Origin of the sequence: uncultured Brachyspira sp. (assembly GCF_934747485.1) — a bacterium.
Lineage (GTDB): Bacteria > Spirochaetota > Brachyspiria > Brachyspirales > Brachyspiraceae > Brachyspira.
Map to the genome: position 1 here is coordinate 13,770 of NZ_CAKVGN010000025.1, position 21,189 is coordinate 34,958.

20 protein-coding genes are annotated in these 21,189 nt (G+C 28.4%); 7 read left to right on the top strand and 13 right to left on the bottom strand.

Features of this window, described 5'->3' with window-relative positions; genetic code table 11:
• Positions 1-60 precede the first annotated feature (60 nt).
• From clpX to Q0H31_RS06200, 4 genes are all read right to left on the bottom strand, one after another.
• Positions 61-1,845: an ATP-dependent Clp protease ATP-binding subunit ClpX gene (gene clpX / locus Q0H31_RS06185; RefSeq protein ID WP_295296403.1), complete on the bottom strand. Its 1,785-nt coding sequence runs from the start codon at positions 1,843-1,845 to the stop codon at positions 61-63.
• Between the two features lie 31 nt (positions 1,846-1,876).
• Positions 1,877-3,199, bottom strand: coding sequence for a 30S ribosomal protein S12 methylthiotransferase RimO (gene rimO / locus Q0H31_RS06190; RefSeq protein WP_295296405.1), 1,323 nt, complete (start codon positions 3,197-3,199; stop codon positions 1,877-1,879).
• A gap of 62 nt (positions 3,200-3,261) precedes the next feature.
• Positions 3,262-4,599, bottom strand: a complete 1,338-nt coding sequence (locus Q0H31_RS06195; protein ID WP_295296407.1) for a helix-turn-helix domain-containing protein — start codon at positions 4,597-4,599, stop codon at positions 3,262-3,264.
• Positions 4,600-4,624: 25 nt separating this feature from the next.
• On the bottom strand, positions 4,625-5,344 hold the full coding sequence (locus Q0H31_RS06200; RefSeq protein ID WP_366938210.1) for an outer membrane lipoprotein carrier protein LolA: 720 nt from the start codon (positions 5,342-5,344) through the stop codon (positions 4,625-4,627).
• A 199-nt stretch (positions 5,345-5,543) separates the two neighbouring features.
• Between Q0H31_RS06200 and Q0H31_RS06205 the strand changes: the two genes are divergently transcribed.
• The 4 genes from Q0H31_RS06205 (at position 5,544) to Q0H31_RS06220 (ending at position 9,706) form a co-directional block, all read left to right on the top strand.
• Positions 5,544-5,978 carry a PepSY-like domain-containing protein gene (locus Q0H31_RS06205; protein ID WP_295296411.1) on the top strand — a complete coding sequence of 145 codons (435 nt, stop codon included), beginning with the start codon at positions 5,544-5,546 and terminating at the stop codon, positions 5,976-5,978.
• A 15-nt stretch (positions 5,979-5,993) separates the two neighbouring features.
• Positions 5,994-6,413, top strand: a complete 420-nt coding sequence (locus Q0H31_RS06210; RefSeq protein WP_295296414.1) for a PepSY-like domain-containing protein — start codon at positions 5,994-5,996, stop codon at positions 6,411-6,413.
• A 100-nt stretch (positions 6,414-6,513) separates the two neighbouring features.
• Positions 6,514-7,494, top strand: a complete 981-nt coding sequence (locus Q0H31_RS06215) for a hypothetical protein (protein ID WP_295296416.1) — start codon at positions 6,514-6,516, stop codon at positions 7,492-7,494.
• A gap of 4 nt (positions 7,495-7,498) precedes the next feature.
• On the top strand, positions 7,499-9,706 hold the full coding sequence (locus Q0H31_RS06220) for a transcript cleavage factor (protein WP_295296418.1): 2,208 nt from the start codon (positions 7,499-7,501) through the stop codon (positions 9,704-9,706).
• Between the two features lie 403 nt (positions 9,707-10,109).
• Here the strand turns inward: Q0H31_RS06220 and Q0H31_RS06225 are convergent, their stop codons facing one another.
• The 4 genes from Q0H31_RS06225 to Q0H31_RS06240 form a co-directional block, all read right to left on the bottom strand.
• A complete protein-coding gene (locus tag Q0H31_RS06225; RefSeq protein WP_295296419.1) occupies positions 10,110-10,856 on the bottom strand; it encodes a hypothetical protein in 747 nt (248 codons plus the stop codon).
• 20 nt (positions 10,857-10,876) lie between these two features.
• Positions 10,877-11,539: a hypothetical protein gene (locus tag Q0H31_RS06230; RefSeq protein WP_295296421.1), complete on the bottom strand. Its 663-nt coding sequence runs from the start codon at positions 11,537-11,539 to the stop codon at positions 10,877-10,879.
• Positions 11,540-11,611: 72 nt separating this feature from the next.
• Positions 11,612-12,430, bottom strand: a complete 819-nt coding sequence (locus Q0H31_RS06235; protein ID WP_295296423.1) for a TatD family hydrolase — start codon at positions 12,428-12,430, stop codon at positions 11,612-11,614.
• A 19-nt stretch (positions 12,431-12,449) separates the two neighbouring features.
• Positions 12,450-12,779, bottom strand: coding sequence for a histidine triad nucleotide-binding protein (locus Q0H31_RS06240; RefSeq protein ID WP_295296425.1), 330 nt, complete (start codon positions 12,777-12,779; stop codon positions 12,450-12,452).
• A gap of 128 nt (positions 12,780-12,907) precedes the next feature.
• On the opposite strand from Q0H31_RS06240, the gene Q0H31_RS06245 reads away from it, so the two are divergent.
• Positions 12,908-13,714 carry a ZIP family metal transporter gene (locus Q0H31_RS06245; RefSeq protein WP_013244716.1) on the top strand — a complete coding sequence of 269 codons (807 nt, stop codon included), beginning with the start codon at positions 12,908-12,910 and terminating at the stop codon, positions 13,712-13,714.
• A gap of 630 nt (positions 13,715-14,344) precedes the next feature.
• Here Q0H31_RS06245 and lptB read toward each other — a convergent pair.
• The gene (gene lptB / locus Q0H31_RS06250) at positions 14,345-15,172 is read right to left on the bottom strand and encodes an LPS export ABC transporter ATP-binding protein (protein ID WP_295296429.1); all 828 of its coding nucleotides are present in this window, start codon (positions 15,170-15,172) and stop codon (positions 14,345-14,347) included.
• Positions 15,173-15,199: 27 nt separating this feature from the next.
• The gene (locus tag Q0H31_RS06255) at positions 15,200-15,736 is read right to left on the bottom strand and encodes a ferritin (protein ID WP_295296431.1); all 537 of its coding nucleotides are present in this window, start codon (positions 15,734-15,736) and stop codon (positions 15,200-15,202) included.
• A 141-nt stretch (positions 15,737-15,877) separates the two neighbouring features.
• On the opposite strand from Q0H31_RS06255, the gene lexA reads away from it, so the two are divergent.
• Positions 15,878-16,498, top strand: a complete 621-nt coding sequence (lexA, locus tag Q0H31_RS06260; RefSeq protein ID WP_295296434.1) for a transcriptional repressor LexA — start codon at positions 15,878-15,880, stop codon at positions 16,496-16,498.
• Between the two features lie 53 nt (positions 16,499-16,551).
• Here the strand turns inward: lexA and Q0H31_RS06265 are convergent, their stop codons facing one another.
• Genes Q0H31_RS06265 through Q0H31_RS06275 form a run of 3 tightly spaced genes read right to left on the bottom strand, consistent with a single transcriptional unit; the run spans position 16,552 to position 19,651 of the window.
• Positions 16,552-17,583, bottom strand: a complete 1,032-nt coding sequence (locus Q0H31_RS06265) for a galactose ABC transporter substrate-binding protein (protein WP_295296436.1) — start codon at positions 17,581-17,583, stop codon at positions 16,552-16,554.
• 29 nt (positions 17,584-17,612) lie between these two features.
• The gene (locus tag Q0H31_RS06270) at positions 17,613-18,635 is read right to left on the bottom strand and encodes a galactose ABC transporter substrate-binding protein (protein WP_295296439.1); all 1,023 of its coding nucleotides are present in this window, start codon (positions 18,633-18,635) and stop codon (positions 17,613-17,615) included.
• Between the two features lie 53 nt (positions 18,636-18,688).
• A complete protein-coding gene (locus Q0H31_RS06275; protein ID WP_295296442.1) occupies positions 18,689-19,651 on the bottom strand; it encodes a Gfo/Idh/MocA family oxidoreductase in 963 nt (320 codons plus the stop codon).
• Positions 19,652-19,841: 190 nt separating this feature from the next.
• On the opposite strand from Q0H31_RS06275, the gene aroC reads away from it, so the two are divergent.
• A complete protein-coding gene (aroC, locus tag Q0H31_RS06280; RefSeq protein ID WP_295296445.1) occupies positions 19,842-20,951 on the top strand; it encodes a chorismate synthase in 1,110 nt (369 codons plus the stop codon).
• The last annotated feature ends 238 nt before the right edge of the window (positions 20,952-21,189 follow it).

Consider the following 21,189-nt stretch of genomic DNA (forward strand, 5'->3'; position numbering starts at 1 on the left):
TATTTGCCAACTCCATTACTGTTTACATATATAAAACAGATTTTAAACATTTAAGTAAAATCAAGCCATATAAGTTTTATCTTCTTTTATCCCTATATTATTCTTTTTAATAAAATCTTTATCGCTTGAGATTACTACCTCCCTCTCTTCAAATGCTTTCTCTATATCTTTTTTAGTTAGAGTTAAAGCATTTCCTTTTATACCATCTAAATTAAAAAGTATATTAACCATTGCAGTTTCAACTATACTTTTTAATGACCTTGCACCCATATTCATAGTAGAAGCCTTATCAACTATATAATTTACAGCATCATCTGTTAATATTAGCTTCTTTCCTATGCTTTTAAAGAAATCTATATATTTTATTATAGGTGATTCTTTAGTTTTTAGCAATATATCTTTGAGATTATCTTTAGTAAGTTCATTTAAAGTTACAATTATAGGTATTCTTCCTATAAACTCTGGTATCATACCATATTTCTCTACATCTTTCACATCTACCTGACTAAGTATTTTGTTTTTCTGAAGCTTATTTAATACCGCATTAGAACCAAAACCTAAACTGCTCTCTCCTTTAAGACGCATCTTTATAATATCTTCAAGTCCTACAAAAGCACCGCCGAAAATAAACAAAATATTTTTAGTATTCATTACAATGCCGTCGCTTGAATGCATCATTCTTCTGTCGCCAAACTCAGGCACTCTAATATCTTCTCCATTCATCATAGAAAGCAAAGCCTCTTGAACTGCCTTGTCTGATGGGTTGCCTGTAGTAGATTGATGAGCATCTGCTTTTGCTATCTTGTCTACCTCATCTAAAAATACTATACCATTTTGTGCTTTCTCCAAATCACCATTAGCTTTTTTATAAAGATTATATAAAACAACCTCAACATCATCACCCACATAACCAGTTTCCGTAAGTGTTGTAACATCAGCACGGGCAAACGGTAAGCCTAAAATATCTGCTAATGTCTTTACTAAATATGTTTTACCAACACCAGTAGGGCCTATCATAAGAATATTTGACCTAAACGGTATATCTTTATTGCCGCTAATTCTCAAACAATGTAAATAAGCATGTACTGATAATGCCTTTTTAGCATCATCTTGTCCTATTACTGTTTTGTTAAGCTCGGATACTATCTCTTTCGGAGTTAATATTCTTGGCTCTTTTATAATCTTCTTTTTAGATTTTGTATCTATATAATTTTCTTTGTTTGTAATATCTAATATTAAATCGTAGCTTTCTTTTTCTAAAAAAGCAAAAACTATCTTTGAATTAACAAATGTAATTAAAGTATTAGATACCTCTAAAAGACCAATACTTGAATAAGGCTCATGAGATAAAACAAGTATGCCGCTTGACATTAATCTGCTTTTACTATCGAAATAATGGTACTTGTTAATATAAATATCTGCATCCATTGTGATGAGTTCTAATATTCTTCTTACAGATATGGCAGACATAGAATCCCCATAAATTGTATAAGTAATTAAACAATATAAAATAAATCTTTCATCATCATTTAATTCAAACTCATTTATAAATCTTTCTATATTAAAATTATATTGTTTAAATGTATGTATCTTTTTTAAATCTTTTTTTATAGAATCTATTAATATAGCTATCTCATCATTATTGTTATTTACAGTTTTCTCATCATTAATAATTGTTTCATCATCATAACCTAATACTCTATTGATATTATTAGAAAGTCTTCTTGTCATATCATTTCTATCAGATATTAAGTTTAATGTATATACAATTTTACTTACGCTTTCAAAATAATCTCTAAAAGCCTCTTCTCTATTTTTATATTCCTTATTATTTTTTTTGCTCATTAATCTCCTCTCATTATACAACAAAAAAACCTTATTCCAAATTACCAACTAAATCATACTCTGTATTATGCACTATTTTTACCTTTACTATATCGCCAATATTGATATTATCAACATTCTTTTTATCAAAGTAAACCTCAACAAATCCATCAACTTCAGGAGCATCATATTTACTTCTGCCTATAAACTTATCTTCCTCTTTCTTCTCTATAAGTACATCAATGCTTTTTCCTATAAACCTAGAAAGTCTCTCTTCAGATACCTCAAGAGCAATTCTCATAAGTTTATCTCTAAGCATTAATTTTTTATTTTTACTAATTTTCTTTTTGTTAATAAGCAAAGCATCAGTATTTTCTTCTTCAGAATATGTAAAAACTCCAACCCTATCAAGCTTCATCTTTTTTACAAAACTAACCAACTTCTTAAAGCTCTCAACAGTCTCTCCAGGAAAACCTACAATTAAAGAAGTTCTTATAACAGCATTTTCATCATAGCTTCTAATATAATTTATCATATCCTTGTAAAAAGAATATCCCCTGTTTCCTCTGTTCATATCTTTCAATATATCCTTATCTATATGCTGCAAAGGTATATCAAAATAAGGGACAACTTTTTCTGTTTTAAACATAGCATCTATTATACTTTTATTTAAAACAACAGGATTTTGATAAAGAACTCTAATCCATTCTATGCCGTCAATAACAGAAAGCTCTTTTAATAAATCAGGCAATGCTAATTTTTTATAAATATCATAACCATAATAGGTAGTTTCATGGGCTATTAAATTTATTTCTTTAGCACCATTTTTTGCATATTCTCTAGCCTCTTTAACTATGTCTTCTATTTTTCTGCTTCTATGTTTTCCCCTTATTGAAGGTATAGCACAAAAACTGCAATTAGCATGACAGCCGTCACTTATTCTTATGTATGCACTATAATTTGTAGAAGTATTTATTCTATCAACATACTCTTTGTATGTAGTATTCTCTTCAGCATCATGAAAACCGTCTTTCTCTACAGCAGTTAAAATCTTTTCTAAATCATGTATGCCAATAGCAGAATCAACTTCCTGAAACATCTCCATAAAATTTTCTTTATATCTCTCACTCATACAGCCAGATACTATAAGCCTCTTACATTTGCCGTATTTTTTATAAAGAGAATGGTCAAATATAGCATCTATTGATTCTTTCTTAGAATCTTCTATAAAAGCACAAGTATTAATAACTATAACATCTGCATCCTCTGCTTTATCAACTATCTTGTATCCATTTTTATTTAATATAGCAAGTATATGCTCGCCATCAACCGTATTCTTCTCGCAGCCTAAACTATATAAATATATGTTTTGCAAATCACAATATCCTTATTTTTTATTTTTTTCTAAAAACTATTTTTTTAATTTATTTTTAATAATTATTTAGTATCAGTCATAATCAAATTGTATCTAGTAGAATCATTTAAATTCTTAGTCCACTTAATAGTTTTATTAACAGTCTCTCCAAGAGCTCCTACATCAACTATCTTTCCATTAACCTTAACTACAACCTCACCCGCATTACCTATAGTAAGCATCATAACGTCCCTAGCCTCTAAATATAATGTTTTACCGCTTAAAAGATTTGTAGTAGCAGGTCCTCCTGAATCAATAAAATATCTTAAATAAACAAAATGTTTAGCAGTTATCTCTATTCTAATATTTGATTTTTCAGTGTCTTGCTCTATATAAGTCTCTCCGTCTATCACAGGTAATTTTACATCTGATGTTACTATCATATCGTTAGTAATATTATTTTCATTTAAATAATTTGTAGCTTCTTCGTTGTTGTAAACAGAATTAATCATCTGATTCTCTTCAAGTTTTTCCATCTCTACAGTAGCTAAATTATCATAAACTTCTATTATGCTTATCTTAAAATCATTAATTCCATTTCCATTTAAATCTAATATTATAGGATTGCTTTTAGAAAAAGATAAATCCTGCCCATTAATATTCATTCTAATAACATTGCCTATACTGTTAAATTTAATTGTAGCAGATATTCCAAGAGGCTTAAAATATATAACATCTCCCGATTTTACATTTTGCCTAGCACTGTTATCAACAATATTTCTCGCTATCTCAACTTCTCTCTTATTATCAGTCTTTGAAGAAAACATAGATTTTATATTATCTATATTAAAAAATATAACAGCAAAAATAACCAATACGGCCAATATCATTATAATAGGTACAAAAGAATTAACTTTGCTTTTCTTATTTCTAAGTTTATTTAAATCTCTTTTTGTAATATATAATAACTCTGCCTCAGCACTATTTGGAGTATATGTTTTACTATTTACTGAAATACTGCTGTTAGGTTTAGTGATTTCTTCTTTTTTATTTACTTTATTTTCTTCTTTCAAATCTTCATCATCAGCTTCTTTTATCTCTTCTTTTTTATTTTCTAATTTTTCCTCTTTCTTTTTAGCAGCTATTTTAAACTTTCTTGACTTTGACAAATCTTCTTCAAATTTATTTTCATTTCTTTGCAAATTATAACGCTCTATCATAGCATCAGAATCTAATGAAAGTTTGTCGCTTAAATTTTTAATAAATCCCTTAACGTATATCTCTCCCGGAAGCAAATCAAACTGCTCATCTTCTAAAGCTTTTATAAATTTAGCTACAATATATGTACTTGATGCTAATTCCTCTATGGTAAGGCCTTTTTTTTCTCTGGCATTTTTTAATATTTGTCCTATGGTTTCCATATAATTTAAAATCCTTATAAATTTTTTAATTACCTGATATTAAACCATCTTTTAAAACCTGCATCTCTTCAGGTATAACAGGTACAAATGTCTTATTATCATATTGAACATTATATCTAATAGACTTAAACAAATATTCTACAGGAACATTGGTTGTAGATATTCCAAGTATCCTAATAATCATACCATCTTCAGCAATCCATAAATGTATTGTAGGAAAACCAGTTCTATCAACACTCGCTTGTTTAGGAGTAAGAAGCATATGATAAGCTAATCTATTATCATCGCCAGTATATTGAGAACTATTATAGCCAGATATATTTAAAGCCGTACCATCAAAGCTGCTCACTGGTCTTAATGCCCTATCAGAATAAAAATCTATATTATATTTAGATATAAGTCTGGATATGCCCGCTTTTGTATAAATAGCACCGGAATCACCATAATGCAATGTCTGCTCGCTTACAACCTTTTTTCTTGGAAATATCATCCACAATGTTTTACCATCACAATATATAGAATCACTATTAGTACCGCCTGAATATTCTAATTTAAATATATTTGGATTTTTACTTATAAGAGTACCGGTCTTTATTTTACTTCCATTGCGTTCTGTAAAGCTGGATGAGAAGCTGTTCATAGAGGCAAACCTATTTGACATCATACTAATAACTTTCTCGGGAGTCATTATTTGCGAAAATAAAGGGATTGAAAATAAAAATAACAAAATCAATATCTTTTTCATAATTTTCTACTTTTTTCCTAAAATAAAATAATAGCTATTATACCTATAATATAACAAAAAAGCATAAAAAACAAGCATTAATATTTCTATTTTTAATTATTATATTTACATAGTTATATATTTTTTTAATTAGAGCTATAATGTAAAGTTTATGTCATAAAATGTTGATATTTTGTAAAAAATTTGTTATATTAAAAATATGTTTAAGAAATTTATATTAGTTAGTAGTTTATTTTTTATAGTAATTTTTCCTTTTGAATTACTGGCATATGATTCTGAATCATTAGATAAATTACCAAAAAATTCAAAAACCTTTATAGAAGATAATTTTAATAATACTAATATAAAATCTATAAATAAAATAAATAATCGTTTTTATGTATTATTAGAAGATGATTTTTCACTAATATTTGATAATGCAGGAATTTGGTGCGAAGTAGACGGAAAAGATAAACCTATACCTACTGGTTTTATACCAGAAAATGTAATATACACTGTTGACAGAACTAACCCAAATACAAATATACTAAAAATAGTAAAGAAATGGAATACTTATATTATAACATTGGATACTCATATTAATATATTTATAGATTCTTCAGGTATGCTCGTAGGACAAAAGATTCCAGATTAATAAAAAAGGATAATAATGAAAAAAATATTAACTATATTAGCTATATTTAGCTCAATCCTTATTGCAGATGATTGGAAAGTTGATCCTAATGAGCTTCCAAAAAGCACTATAGATTTTATAAATAAATTCTTTCCAAATAACAGAATCATACTCGCCGAAAGAGACAGGAAAAAATATGAAATTGTGCTTGAAAATGGAGTGGAATTAGAGTTTTTTATTAATGGAGAATTAAAAGAAGTAGAAGGCAACTATGTAGCAGTGCCGCCGGAAATATTGCCTAAAACTGTAGCAAATACTGTAGCTGTAACTTTCCCAAATACTACTATAACAAAAATAAAAAAGAAATGGAACCTATATGAAGTAAAACTCAACAACTCTATGGCTCTTTATATAGATGTTAATGGACAGCTTTTAGGACAAAAATTTGATGATTAAATTTTATCTTTACTCTTTACTTGACAATTTAAAATTATTCTATTATATTATATTTCATAGAATAGTATATATCTTTATACTGGAGGGCTTTTTTTGATTTATGGCTGATGAACTATTTTCGAGAAAAGAAACAGTAAAAGATATTTTTCTAATTGTAGAAGATAAATTAAAAAAAGGTCTATTCCAAGACTCTATGGAAGATTTGGATAAAATCATGTCTATGGATTTTGAATACCCAAATCTATATGAAAATATATCCTGTGTGAAGTTTTGGATTAATAGAGCCGATAAAATAGAAAGTTTTAAAGGAGATTATTTAGGATACTGCAATTTTTTAGATTTATCTTATAAAAAATTTGAAGAGTTTATAAAGAATAAATCATATAATGAAACTTTAATAACAATAAAGGCCATTCACTACTTTGTATACAATAGCATTATATTGCAGATAATGAAAAAGAATGTAGAAGAAATTAGAGGTAAAGATGAACTGCATTTATTAGCTAATGCTTTTATAGAACTTAATGATTATTCAAGAGCATTAAAAGCATATGAGTATTTAAATGTGATAGAGCCTTATAATGGTAATACGCTTTCAAATATAGCACAGATTAATCATATATTAGGAGATACAAAGAAGGCAAAAATGTATATTAGAGATGCTTTGTTTTATGACCCTCTAAATATAGAATTTGAAAGAATTACCATAGATGCTGTAAGAGAGATTAGAGATATTATTATAAGAAGAGGGGTTCATAATAATAGTCAGGAAGAAATTATTTCTTGGATGAGTGCTTACGGCGAACTTATGAATATATTAGATGTTAAAAGGGAATTAACCAAAGAAGAAGAATTTGAATTAAGAAAACATATATCTAAATTAGAAGCAGACTATAGAAAATTAAAACTAAGAGAAACTACTGCTCCAAAACTTCTATCTGCATATGCTTTTTTAACAACATATTTAATAATGAGGCATACAGAAGAAGATATGAATGAAATTAAAATATGGGGCAGAAAAATGTCGGAAATAGATAAAGATTTGCTTCAATTTTATATAAAAATATTAAATAAGGGGTAAACAGATGTCAGAAGCTCTACAAAAATTAGAAAACATATTTTCAGAAGAAACTTTTACAAGAAAACCTTTATTGAATTATACTGTAAAATATTTTGCAGATTTATCTTCGATTATTAATGATATTAACGGAAATGAAGAGATTAAATCTGCTTTAGATACCGCTAATTTGCAATTGCAAAAAAATGCCAATCATATATCTGCATTATATGCAAGTGGATTTTTAAATCTTAAACTTCAAAACTATGCTGATAATACATTAGATAAACTTATAGGTATATTTAAAAATGCCAAAAAATGGAATATAGTAGAATATATTGCACAAAAAATATTAGATGAATATTATGAATGCGATTATGCTTTAAGATATTTAGCAAGTTATTATCAGATATCAAATAAAGAGGCTGAAGCTTTAGAGATTTTAGAGAGATTAATAAAATTTGATGTATCAAATCCTGAATTGCCTGAAAAAATAGCTCATACAAAAGAATTGGCTGGAGATATTACTAGTGCTGTGCATTATTATAAAATTGCTTTTGAAAGAAATTTAATTAGAAAAAGAACTAATGCTGAAAGCAATATAAAAAAAGTGCTTGAATATGAACCTGATAATTATAATTATTTGTTAAAATATGAAAATGCTTTAAAAGAGTTAGTTGATGCTAATATTATGATAGATGTATGGAAGATAATATTCTTCTACTATTTTGAAAATAATAGATTTAATGATGCTTTAAAAACTATTAAAAATTTATTAAATTATGAACAGGCTATAGTAGCACAAAATAATAAAAAGGCTAAATTTTTCAGACATAGATTAGTTGATGTTTATGCTAAATTATATCCTAATCATACACTCTTTGAAAAAATAGAAGAAATATCAACTATTACAAATGTTAATAAGCAGCCTAAAGCTTGTATAGAAATATTTGAAAAATACATACAATATGATGTTGGAAAATATGTTATACATAGAAACTTCGGTGTTGGTAAAATTAAATATATAGACATAAACGAATTAAAAATAAAATTTGTATCTCAAGAAGAAGAGAGAAAAATGACATTTGACATGGCAATACAATCTCTCACAACACTTCCAGAAGATGATATAAATGTATATAAAACTTATAAACTAAATGAGCTTAAAAAAATGGCAGAAGAAAATCCTACAGAACTTCTTACTATAATTTTAAAATACAAAAAAACTATCAACACTAAAGATTTAAAACAAGAATTAACTGCCGCTCCTCATATAGTGATAGCAGAGTCTTCTTACAATAAATGGCTTGAAAATGCTAAAAAATCCGTAAGAGCTTCTACCACAGTTAAATTTGATAAAAACACTTTCCTCTATAATGAAGAGGCAGAAACTTATGATGCAGAAAGTTTATCTAAATTTAATAAAACAGATAATTTCCTTGAAAGATATCAAATCTATATGGAATATCTAACTTATACTCCAAATTTAAATTCTGATGAAGCAAAAGAAATGTATAATTATTTTGTTAATACAGCAAAAGATAAAAAATCTCCTAGCGACAGCAGAATAATAAGTACAATATATCTAAAAACACAAAATGATGCAAATAAAGATATACCTGTTCTTTCAGAGCTTATAAAAGATGTTGATAATTATACAAATATATATGAAATATTGCCTTCTTCAAATTACAGAGATAAATTTATAAAAGCTATACAAGAAGGAAAACCAGATGAATATTATAATATTATATTAAAAATATTATATTCTCCTCAGGTAAAAAACCATTACTTAATAGTAAATAAATTATTCTCTGACGGCAAAGTTGATATGCTTGCTAAAACTATAGATGATATATTTTTACATTACAAAGAATATCCAGAATCTTTTGTTTATTTTGCTCAAAAGATACTTGACGGTGAGTATTATGATGAAATAGAGGGAGATATAAAAATTAACAAAAACTCTCTAATGATAGGTTTATTAAGTATAATACCTAATTTATCAAAAATGTTAGACAATAAAGAGACTTCTCCTCAGGGAAGAAAATTAATAAAAATAGTATATGATTTAGTATTTGATAAGGCTTATTTGCTTAAGTTTATAGAAACAGAAAATGAGGAAGATGTAAAAATAGTATTTAATGAATTCCAAAAATTAGTTAATTTGGAACAGCATTACAAAACAGATATAATAACAGCTGTATTAAAGAGATTCCCAAATTGGAAAATATAATTAAATAAATATTTTAATTAGAAAATAAAAAGGAGTGCAATCAACAAATCTTGCACTCTTTATTTTTATATACTAAATTTTTTTAAGTTTGTAATTTTTTTATTGTTCTTTTTTCCGCCTTACACGGTGCGGACTTAGTCAAAGAACCAAAAAGTGCAAGTTCTTTAGCTTTATATATATTGGAATGTGTATTAAATATATTATGAAATATAAATTTAATCTAAAAAATACATATTGTTTTATATTTATAATATCCTGCATATAATTCCAAAATATTTGCATTTTCTGCAACTTTGACGAAGTCTGCAAAGCGACCGTAGGAAGTACCTTTAGGTATGGGTGCGAAGGCTGGAAAAAGTTGAATAAAAAAAATTCTATTACAAAATATACTTATTTTTTATAACTAATCTCTTTTAAAATACGGAGATAAATCTATATATTCTTCATCTAACCAAGAAGAAGCTACACATTCATATTTATTCTTGTTTAATTTATAAATTTGATACTCTATCTTTTCAGCTCTTCCTACAATTCTCTCTTTATACTCTACCAACATCTCGCTTATTCCATCATCGTCAATGTCTCTAAAAGCAAATTTCATCTCATTTACAACACCGCTTTTCATAGAATTAATCTCTCTATAATAAGATGCATCAGCAACTAAACTAATTTTATTATCCTCAACTCTAAAAATATAAAGATAAATATCCCTATCACTTCCATTATCATTGATGATATAATATTTTATAATACCAACCTCATTTTTCTTATCATAAAAACTCTCTAAATCTATAGCAGCATTCTTCCCAATCCTCGAAGACAGATAAGAAAACTTTTCATCTAAATTACTTCCGTAAACAGCTATCTTCTCTCCCTCAATAGAGCTAATCAAAGCCATAAACTCATTTCCGCTTGATGATTCTAAAACATCTGCTATCACTATAGAATATACTTTATAACCATCTCTTTCTAATTTTGTTTTTAAATTATCAGCCTGAGAATATTCTCTGCTGTCTATAACACTATCGCTATTATAATAAACAATATCTCCAGAGCCTTGCAAATTAAATAATGCATTAATATCATCATTAAGAGCATATAAACTCATAAAGCTAAAAATAAAAAAACAAAAAATAAAGAAGTTTTTCATAATAAAATATCCAATAATACTTATTTGGAAGACGCTTTTATATCAACAAACTTTATTTGAGAGTTTACTTTACCATCAGAACTTTTATATTTAACAATCTCAGGAACAGTATAATTATCAATATTGGTGTATGATATATCAACATCATATATCTTTGACTTTTTATTATAATAATCAGCACTTTCCACCAAAAGACTATTTTTATCTATTGTGTAGTTTATACTATAGTCCTTATTTTCACCAACTGCCCTTAATACAACTTCATATTTATCATTATCTTCTTTTACAGAATCAACAGTAAACTTCTTTGAAAGCGAACTATAACTCTCAGATACAATAGCATAAAATCCAACAGTCTCCAAAGGCTCTTCAAACACAGAAAACATCTTAGCATAAAAACTATCAACATTTTCAAGCACAATGTTTGGTTTAGAGTTTTGTACGAGAGTGAACTTTAATCTAATTTTGTCTTTTGAAGAGAGATAATTTTTTGCAGGTATAGTTGATATTTGAGCTTCTACTATTTTACCTTCTATATATGCATCGAAACGTTTTGGATATATAGTTTCGTAATTATCTTTTATTTTATTATAAAGCTCTTCAAAAGAAATATCCTGAGAATGAAGCAGATTAAAAAAAGATAATAAAAAAAGTAAAGTTATAAAAATAAAGTATTTTCTCATAGTTTTTTTAATTGTCTTCCTTAAAAGTTATTATCGTAATATATATAATTTGCTTAAACAAAAATAATTATGTTAATTTGTAAATTTACTAGTATCAATAGGAAGTTCTAAAACTCTTGAAGCATTAATTAAAGCATTCTCCATAATATCAGAAACGCTCTCTCCCCTAGCCTCTGCCAAAACTTCTGCAGTATATGGTATAAAGGCAGGTTCATTAGCTCTTCCTCTCATCTTCTGAGGTGTTAAATATGGAGAATCAGTTTCTATTGTAAACATATCTTTAGGAACATATTTAGCAGCCTCTCTCAAAAAATCATTTTTTAAATATGTACAAGAACCAGAAAAAGAAAGTATATATCCCAAATCTAAAGCATTCTTAGCATCTTCCACATTTCCGCTAAAACAATGAAATATTCCCCTCTTTGGTATATCTGCCTCTTTAAGTATGCTGAAAGTATCTTTAAAAGCATCTCTGCTGTGAATAAGTATTGGAAGATCAACATTTTTTGCCGCATTGCATAAAGCACTAAAAAACTTCTTTTGTGCGTCCTTGTTGGAATCATCATGATAATAATCTAATCCTATCTCTCCAACAGCATAAATAAGTTTTTTTCTGTTTTCTAAAGTTTTTTTGTTTATAGTTTTTATTTTTAATTCAAAAGCTTTAATAGTGTGTTCATCATTTTCATTAGCATAGTCTGGATAATAACCCATACTAAAAAATACACCTTCAGCATCTGATAATATATATAAACGCTCATCTATATCGCTAGGGTGAACACCTATGTCTACAAAATAATATATTCCAGCCTTGTTTGCTCTCTCTAAAACATCTTTTAAATCTTTAGCCTTTTTTGATATATAAGTAAGATGGCAATGACTGTCTATCATAATAACTCCTAATTAGTTTTTAAAAATTGTCTTTTAAATTCTTTCCGGATAAAACATGAAAATGCAAATGAAATACGCTCTGACCAGCATTCTCTCCGCAATTATTAACTATTCTAAAAGATTCCAAATTATTTTCTTTAGCAACCTCTTTAATAGTATCTAACACTTTACCCATCAAATCATTATCTATTTCTGTTATGTCTTTTAAATGCTTTTTAGGCACAACAAGCAAATGAACATCAGACTTAGGATTTAAATCGTTAAATACAACACAATATTCATTTTCTTTTATAAACTTTGAAGGTATTTCTCCTTTAACAATCTTACAAAATATGCAATCATTACTCATAATATAAAACTCCTATAATTACTAATAAACAAAAAATTATTAATAATTATTACTAATTAGTATTGAAAATTAATTTAATAATATATATAATTATAAAATAAAAACAAAAAAAATAAAAGGCGGTAACAATGATAGAGAATGCATCACCAGTTGTTTTAGCATTATTTGGCGGGGGGATTACATTTGCTTTTACAGCACTTGGAGCAGGATTAGTATTTTTCTTTGTATCTGAAATAAAACCCAAATTATTAGCTACTATGTATGGTTTTGCAGGCGGAGTAATGACTGCTGCTAGTTTTTGGTCTTTGCTTGCTCCATCTATAGAGCTATCAGAAAACACTAACTTACCAAATTGGCTTATACCTGTTGGAGGTTTTTTATTTGGTGCATTTTTTATATGGGTATTAGATAAATCGTTACCGCATATGCATATAGTTAATGGTCATGAAGAGACCGAAGGAGCTAAAGTAAAACTATCAAAAAGCATATTATTATTTTTAGCTATTACATTACACAATATACCAGAAGGTTTAGCTGTAGGTGTAACATTTGGAGCTTTTTCTATAGGAGACAGCGGGGTAAGTTTCAATGCTGCTTTGGCTTTAGCACTTGGTATAGGTCTTCAAAACTTCCCAGAGGGGGCTGCTGTTTCTCTGCCTCTTAAAAGCACAGGAGTTTCAAAATCAAAATCTTTTTTACTTGGGGCAATATCAGGAATAGTAGAGCCTATTGCTGCGGTTATAGGTGCTATTGCTGTTACTAAACTTACACTGATACTTCCTATAGCATTGTCGTTTTCTGCAGGTGCTATGATATATGTTGTTATAGAAGAATTGGTTCCAGAAGCTGTTGCCGAAGAGCATAATCACTTTGGAGTATTTGGCTTTATATTCGGTTTTGCTATAATGATGGTTTTAGACGTTGCTTTGGGATAAAATAGCTAAACAATTATATTTTATCAATTTATATATTTTTACAAAAGTGTTATCAACTTTTTCCCGCCTTCGCTTTGCGGACTTCGTCAAAAAGTTGCAAAAAACGCAAGTACTATAACTTTGCATATTTTGAATATGTATAAACTATATTGTAATACCAACATTTCAAGCTAAAAAATGCAGCCTTTTTGGTTCTTTGTGGCACGCCGCAAGGGCACTTCCTTAGGTCGCAAAAGAACTGGGGGGCGGGGCAAAGCCCTGCAAATAATTAAAATAAAAGAGTCAAAAATTTTTAATATATATTAAAAATTTTATTTTCTATAATTTTTGGTTGTTCTTTTTCCCGCAGCTCGCAGTGCGGACTTCGTCAAAAGAACCAAAAAGTGCAAGTAAAAAAATGATACTAAATCATATTAATTATGATTTATATTTAATTAAAGTATTTTATTTATACTAAAAATATACTCTTTTTGTTTCTTTGTTCCAATACAGTAAGGACTCCATTTAGTCGCCCTGAAGGACTCCCTTCGGTCGTAGAAAAATACGGGAGTTACAAAGTGTTCACAGAGCTTGAACAAAGCCATTACAAATAAAAAACTAACAATTAAAAATAAATTGTTTAAGCTTATATCACATACTGAAAGATTCGCCTAAGTAAATCTTACGTGCCAAAGGATTCGCTATAATCTCTTCAGGGCTTCCTTGAACTAATATTTTACCATTACCCATTATGTATGCCCTATCTGTAATTCTTAAAGTTTCACGTACATTGTGGTCGGTTATTAATATGCCAAGACCTTTTTCTTTTAATGAAGCTATGATATTCTGTATATCAATAACCGCTATAGGGTCAACTCCTGCAAATGGCTCGTCCAATAAAATAAATTTAGGGTTTACAGTTAATGCTCTTGCTATCTCGCATCTTCTTCTCTCGCCGCCTGAAAGAGTGTATCCTCTTTGTTTTCTTACATGTGTGATATTAAACTCTTCCAATAATCTATCTGTAATATCCATTCTATCTTTCTGAGTTAAAGCATCATTGTATTCTAATATAGAAAGCAAATTATCCTCAACAGAAAGTTTTCTAAAAATAGAAGCCTCTTGCGGTAAATAACCTATGCCAAGCTGAGCACGCTGATACATATGAAGATTAGTAATATCCAAATCATTTAAATAAATATTGCCTTTAGTAGCTGTAACAAAACCAACTGTAATATAAAAACTCGTAGTCTTTCCCGCACCATTAGGTCCTAAAAGTCCAACTACTTCGCCTTGTTTTACACTATAAGAAATATCTTCTATTATTTTTCTTTTGCCGTAAAATTTAGTTAAGCTTACAGCCCTTATCTCTGAAGGATTTTCTTTATCATAATTAAAAAAGTTATCTGCAGTAACTCTATTTGCAGAGGGTATATCCTTATCTTTCTTTTTAAAAATATTTAAAAACTTATGAAACATATACCCTCACCTTAATCATTATTTTATTTATTGTTCATCAGAAGAAGCAGAATGTTTTTTAGAATCAAAATCTGCCATAATACCGTCAAATGTATAGAGGTCTCTTCCTTCTAATTTTCCGTTTCCAAGCATTTTTATCTTGCTAAGTATTTCATTAAATAGCTCTTCTTCTTCTAACTGCTCTTGTATAAACCAATCTAAAAACCTTACCGTAATATGGTCTTTACTTTCCATAGCCTTACCAACTAATTCATTAATACAAGAAGTAACATACTCTTCATGTTTTAATACAGCTTTAAATAAATCCTCTACAGAATTAAAACTGCTTTGCGGTGCTTTCATCTCTGTAATAATAGCCTGTCCGCCAACTTTATTAATAAAATCTCTAAACTTTTCAAAGTGAGTTGTTTCTTCTTTGAAATGACCATATAAAAATTGACTGCATCCTTTTAAGCCCTCTTTATCGCACCAGCCTGCCATATTAAAATAAAGACTCGCAGAATAAAGCTCTTTGTTTAACTGTTCATTTAATAATTTAATTATATCTTCTTTTATTATAGACATAGAATAACTCCTATTTAAAATATTGTATAATATTATAACAAATATATCAAGAAAATGTTATTTTTAATTTATAAATATTGACATCATATTTTTGTATAGTATAATAATAAATATTATAATAATATATATGAGGTGTCTAATATGACAGAATTAACAGACAAGCAAAAGCATATATTAAATTTTTTGCAAAAGTTCATGAATGAAAATGGATACCCTCCAACAGTAAAAGAAATAATGGTTCATTTTAATTTTGCCTCTCCAACAGCCGTAACAACACATCTAACAGCATTAGAAAAAAAAGGTTATGTAAAAAAAACAGGCAAAAGAGCAAGAGGAAGCGTGCCTATAGATTCAAAGAAAGATAATCTCATTAGAATACCTTTGCTTACAAATGAGGTTAAGGCTGGTCTTTTGATGGATGTTTCTGATGAATCTTATGAAGACTTTTTCCCATTGCCAGAATCTATAGCTCAAAATGAAAACAATTTTCTAATGAAAGTAAAAGGCGATTCTATGATAGATGCACATATAAAAGAAGGCGATATGGTTTTAGTTAATCCTTCAAACATAGAGCCTCAAAACGGAGATATAGTAGTAGCTAAAATAGATGATAATGGCGATGAAGAGATAACTATTAAAAGATTTTTTAAAGAGAAAGACTGCATAAAATTAGTTGCTGAAAATAAAGAATATCCTCCTATCATACAAGAAAAAGTTTCTATAGTAGGTAAAGTAGTTGGACTAATAAGATTAAAAATATAAAAAAAAGAGGCTCCTTTTTATAAAGAAGTCTCTTTAAAAATTCTTATAAATATTTACTTATAAGCATCCATAGCATCATCTACATTTTCTATAGTTATAGCCTTATATGGAACCCTCACTGCTTTTACTTCATCTAAAGTATAACCAGTTCCATCAACTACATCTTTATCATTTACAACATTCATAACCATATCAACTATAGCCTTAGCCTGATCTTTAGGGCTTTGTAATACCGTACCAAGTATAGCACTTTTCTTTATCTCTTCTATAACTTCCGGTATAGCATCAACTCCCACTATTGCTATAAATTTATTATTATCGCCTATATTATAACCTTCTTTTTGTATAGATTTTAAAGCTCCCAAAGCCATAGCATCATTATTAGAGAAAATAAACTCAATATTGTTCTCATGTTTTTTTATCCAAGCGTCCATTAAGGTTTGTGCCTGAAGTATATCCCAATTAGCATTATTCATCTCTAATTCTTCTAATATTATTCCATTTTCTTCTAATACAGCCTTAACTCTCTCAGTTCTTCCCTCAGCATCTGGGTGCCCCTCTTCTCCTTTAAGTAAAACATACTGCAATTTGCCGTCTTTGTTTTTATCTAAAGAAGCATTTGAAAGCCAAGCATTCAACACTATCTCACCCTGCATATCTCCAGACTCCACACTCCTAGTACCAACATACCAAACCTTATCATAACTCAACAAATCTTCTTTTTTAGGCTCTTTATTGAAAAATATTACAGGTATATTAGAAGGCTTTACTTTCTCTATCACCAAATTAGCAGCTAAAGGATCAACCAAATTAATAGCAAGAGCATCAACATTTCTCTGTATAGCGGCATCTATTTGGTCATGCTGCTTAACTTGGTCATTCTCAGCATCAGACATAGTAAACTTTACATTGCCAGACTTTAAAAAACTTTCAATATTCCTTCTCATAAATGAAATAAAACTATCATCATATCTATATATAGCAACAGCAACATCTATTGTCTTATCAGACTTATCAACCTTATTTGATGAACAACTCGATAAAATAGATAAAAATAATAGCAATGAAAAAATAAACTTGCTCATAAAATTACTCCTATTTTTTAATAAATATATTATTTATAAATTTCAATAGCCCTATCCAAATTAAACATCGTTATAGGTATATAAGGCACAAAAATATATTTATTATTATCAAAACTCAAAGTTGTGCCGTCTAACGGAGATTTATTATTTATTATATTTAATGAAACCTTAGATAAAACTTCAGCCTGTGTAGAAGGGTTTTGCATTACTGTAGCAAATACAGAATAGTTTTTTATTTCTTTTAAATATTCCGGTATGCCTCCAATCCCAACTATTGGTATATAATTAAGCATTCTGCTGTTGTTATTAAACCCAAATTTCTTAATAGAATCTAATGCCCCCAAAGCCATATTATCATCATTAGAAATAATATATTCTATTTTCTGGGAATATTTAGCCATCAATTTATCCATTTCTATAGAAGCTGTTTTTCTATTCTCAAAAGCATAAACCTCTGCTAATATATCAAGTTTAATATTATTATTTTTTAAATAATCTTTCATATATTGAGTTCTATTCTCACTCTCAAAACTATTAGTTCTGCCTTTTATTATTATGCATTGAATCTTTCCGTCTTCATTCTTATCCCAATTAGCATGCGACTTCCAGCTGTCTGCTATAACTCTCCCCTGTGCTGTACCTGCATTTTCACTGCTTCCCCCAATATACCAAACATTATTATAACTATTAAGAGCTGCTGAATCCGGCTCTCTATTAAAAAAAATAATAGGTATATTTCTAACGCTAACTTTATTTATTATAGTTTGAGCATAGCTTTCATTTACTAAATTAATTGCTATGAGATTAACTTTTTTATTTAAAAATATTTCTATTTGGTCATTTTGTGTTACTTGACTATTATGAGAGTTTACTATAGTTAGAGAAGCTTTATTTCCAATATTTTTTTCTATATAACTTTTTAAATATTGCGTATAGTCATCATCGAATCTAAACAAAGCCATGCCTATAGTGTTTTTTTTATTTTGTGTAAATATTAGAAAAGAAAATGATATAAATAATAAAATAACAAAAGTTAATACTCGCCTAAACATAAATACCTCAATTTAATTATAGTTAAATATGTTTTTATTGTCAAGACAAACTATTACCAAGTTTCTTTAATTTTTTTAAGTATATCTTCTGTTAATTTAATAGTATTTACATCGTTTTCTACAGATACAAATCTTTTATCTTTGCCTAATATACAATTAGCAAAATGCTCATCTTCCAATTTTAATGGATTATCTCTGTGAATAAATACCCTTTCAATAATGGATTCTTGGGTGTAATTAATTCCTATAGAAGTTTTTATTTTACTCTCGCTGCTTGCTTGCCTATGTATTGTAATATCTTGTGTGGCATAATCTAATATAAAATAAGCATCTTCTGTACTTATAGCCAAAGTTCTAATTTTCTCTTGTGTGATTCTGCTTGCACTTATTGTTGCTATAGTTTCATCTTCAAACTCTAATAAAGCACTTGCAATATCTTCGTTGTTTGTTCTCACTCTCTTTCCGCTTGCAGAGAACCTTATAACAGGCTTTTTTACAAGAGAAGTTACTATATCTAAATCATGAATCATTATATCAAATACAACACCAACATCTGTAATACGAGGTGTAAATGGTGCTAATCTTCTTGCTTCTATTAAATATGGTTTTTCTATTATATGATGAAGCTCTTGAACTGCTCCATTAAATCTTTCAACGTGCCCTACTTGAAGTATAACATTTTTTTTATTTACTATCTCTTGTAATTCTTTAGCTTGTGCATAAGTTTCTGTCATTGGCTTTTCTACCAATACATGCTTACCCTTTTCTAAAGCTTTCTTTGCTATTTCAAAATGAAACTTTGTTGGGCTTGCTATTATTACTGCATCTGAATTATCTATAGCTTCATCTAAACTTTTAAATTTATCAATATTATATTTATTAGATACTTCATTAAGATGATTTTCATCGGCATCATATATACCTGTTAAATTAATGCTGTTTATTTGACTTATTACATTGAGGTGAAATTGCCCCATTCTGCCTACGCCTATAAGTGAAATATTTACTTTATCCATTATAATAATATCCTTCTATATTCAAAAAATTAAACTCTAACGATTATAATTATAATATAACAAAATTCAATAACAAATTAATATTTTATTTAATAATAATTGATTGTACAAACATTCAATATTTTAATATAGAAAGTTTATAAAAAATAATATATACTAATAAAAATTTAATTTTAGGAATATAAAAATAATGGGAAGCGTATTTGGAAATAATTTGAAATTAAGCATATTTGGAGAATCTCACGGAGAGGCCATAGGCTGTGTATTAGACGGATTTCCTTATGGAATAAATATAGATAATAATTTTATAGAAAGTGAAATGGAAAGAAGAAGAGCTAAAAACAATAAAATCTCTACAACAAGACAGGAAAGCGACAAAGTTGAAATATTATCAGGAGTTTTGGATAATATAAGCACAGGCATGCCAATAGCTTCTATTATAAAAAACGAAAACAAAAGAAGCGGAGATTATTCTAATTTAAAAGTTTTGCCTAGACCATCACATAGTGATTATACTGCTATGCTAAGATACGAAGGTTTTAACGATATAAGAGGAGGCGGACATTTCTCTGGAAGGCTTACTGCTCCTTTAGTATTTGCTGGTGCTTTGGCTAAACTCGCTCTTAAAGAAAAGTTTGATATTAATATAGCAGGACACATAAAACAAATATACAACATAAAAGATAAATACCCTAATAATGAGCTTCCAAGTTATGATGAGTTTATAAAGAACTATAATAAAAAATTGAGTGTGTTTGATGATGATGCTATGGAGAAAATGATTAGCACAATAGAGAAAGCTAAACTTGATATGGACTCTGTGGGAGGAATTATAACGGCGGTTGCTTTTAATGTGCCTGCTGGATTTGGTGACCCTTTTTACTCTTCTATAGAGAGCAGAATTGCTTCGTCTATGTTTGCTGTGCCTGCAGTAAAGGGTGTGGAGTTTGGAATAGGTTTTGATTTTGTAAACTACAAGGCAAGCGAATGTAATGATGCATACACCATAAAAGAAAGCAGCAACATAAAAACTATAGAAACAAAAACTAACAATAATGGCGGAATATTGGGCGGTATTTCTAATGGCATGCCTATAGTTGTGAATGCGGCAATAAAGCCTACCCCTTCAATATCTAAAGAACAATTAACATTAAACATAGAAACAAAGGAAGAAGAAGTTTTAACTATAAGAGGACGTCATGACCCTTGTATTGCTGTGAGGGCTGTTGCGGTTGTGGAGGCAGCACTTGCTGTTAGCATACTTGATTTATGTTTGGACATGAAAGGAAAATTAATTTGACAAAACCTGTTTTTTTAAATATACTACATAATAGTATATTTAAAAAGGATTATATATGTGAGGAGCAGCTTGCTTAATCGGTCTGATTATAGCTGGAATAATTGGTTTAATTGATAAAGTAAAAGGAAAAAAAGAATAAGTTAGTAAGTTATTAAAAAATAAGGGGCTGTCCTAGATAACTAAAAAAGCTCCTTTCTTGCTAAATTATATATAATTTCCAATTGTTTTTCAACTTTAG

Coding starts and splice junctions, on each gene's coding strand:
- Q0H31_RS06195 (WP_295296407.1), bottom strand. CDS start 4,599: ATGGAAACCATAGGACAAATATTAAAAAATGCCAGAGAAAAAAAAGGC.
- lptB (WP_295296429.1), bottom strand. CDS start 15,172: ATGTTTCATAAGTTTTTAAATATTTTTAAAAAGAAAGATAAGGATATA.
- Q0H31_RS06255 (WP_295296431.1), bottom strand. CDS start 15,736: ATGTCTATAATAAAAGAAGATATAATTAAATTATTAAATGAACAGTTA.
- Q0H31_RS06210 (WP_295296414.1), top strand. CDS start 5,994: ATGAAAAAAATATTAACTATATTAGCTATATTTAGCTCAATCCTTATT.
- Q0H31_RS06220 (WP_295296418.1), top strand. CDS start 7,499: ATGTCAGAAGCTCTACAAAAATTAGAAAACATATTTTCAGAAGAAACT.
- Q0H31_RS06240 (WP_295296425.1), bottom strand. CDS start 12,779: ATGAGTAATGATTGCATATTTTGTAAGATTGTTAAAGGAGAAATACCT.
- aroC (WP_295296445.1), top strand. CDS start 19,842: ATGGGAAGCGTATTTGGAAATAATTTGAAATTAAGCATATTTGGAGAA.
- clpX (WP_295296403.1), bottom strand. CDS start 1,845: ATGAGCAAAAAAAATAATAAGGAATATAAAAATAGAGAAGAGGCTTTT.
- Q0H31_RS06270 (WP_295296439.1), bottom strand. CDS start 18,635: ATGTTTAGGCGAGTATTAACTTTTGTTATTTTATTATTTATATCATTT.
- Q0H31_RS06275 (WP_295296442.1), bottom strand. CDS start 19,651: ATGGATAAAGTAAATATTTCACTTATAGGCGTAGGCAGAATGGGGCAA.
- Q0H31_RS06245 (WP_013244716.1), top strand. CDS start 12,908: ATGATAGAGAATGCATCACCAGTTGTTTTAGCATTATTTGGCGGGGGG.
- Q0H31_RS06200 (WP_366938210.1), bottom strand. CDS start 5,344: ATGAAAAAGATATTGATTTTGTTATTTTTATTTTCAATCCCTTTATTT.
- Q0H31_RS06230 (WP_295296421.1), bottom strand. CDS start 11,539: ATGAGAAAATACTTTATTTTTATAACTTTACTTTTTTTATTATCTTTT.
- Q0H31_RS06235 (WP_295296423.1), bottom strand. CDS start 12,430: ATGATAGACAGTCATTGCCATCTTACTTATATATCAAAAAAGGCTAAA.
- Q0H31_RS06215 (WP_295296416.1), top strand. CDS start 6,514: ATGGCTGATGAACTATTTTCGAGAAAAGAAACAGTAAAAGATATTTTT.
- Q0H31_RS06225 (WP_295296419.1), bottom strand. CDS start 10,856: ATGAAAAACTTCTTTATTTTTTGTTTTTTTATTTTTAGCTTTATGAGT.
- Q0H31_RS06265 (WP_295296436.1), bottom strand. CDS start 17,583: ATGAGCAAGTTTATTTTTTCATTGCTATTATTTTTATCTATTTTATCG.
- Q0H31_RS06205 (WP_295296411.1), top strand. CDS start 5,544: ATGTTTAAGAAATTTATATTAGTTAGTAGTTTATTTTTTATAGTAATT.
- lexA (WP_295296434.1), top strand. CDS start 15,878: ATGACAGAATTAACAGACAAGCAAAAGCATATATTAAATTTTTTGCAA.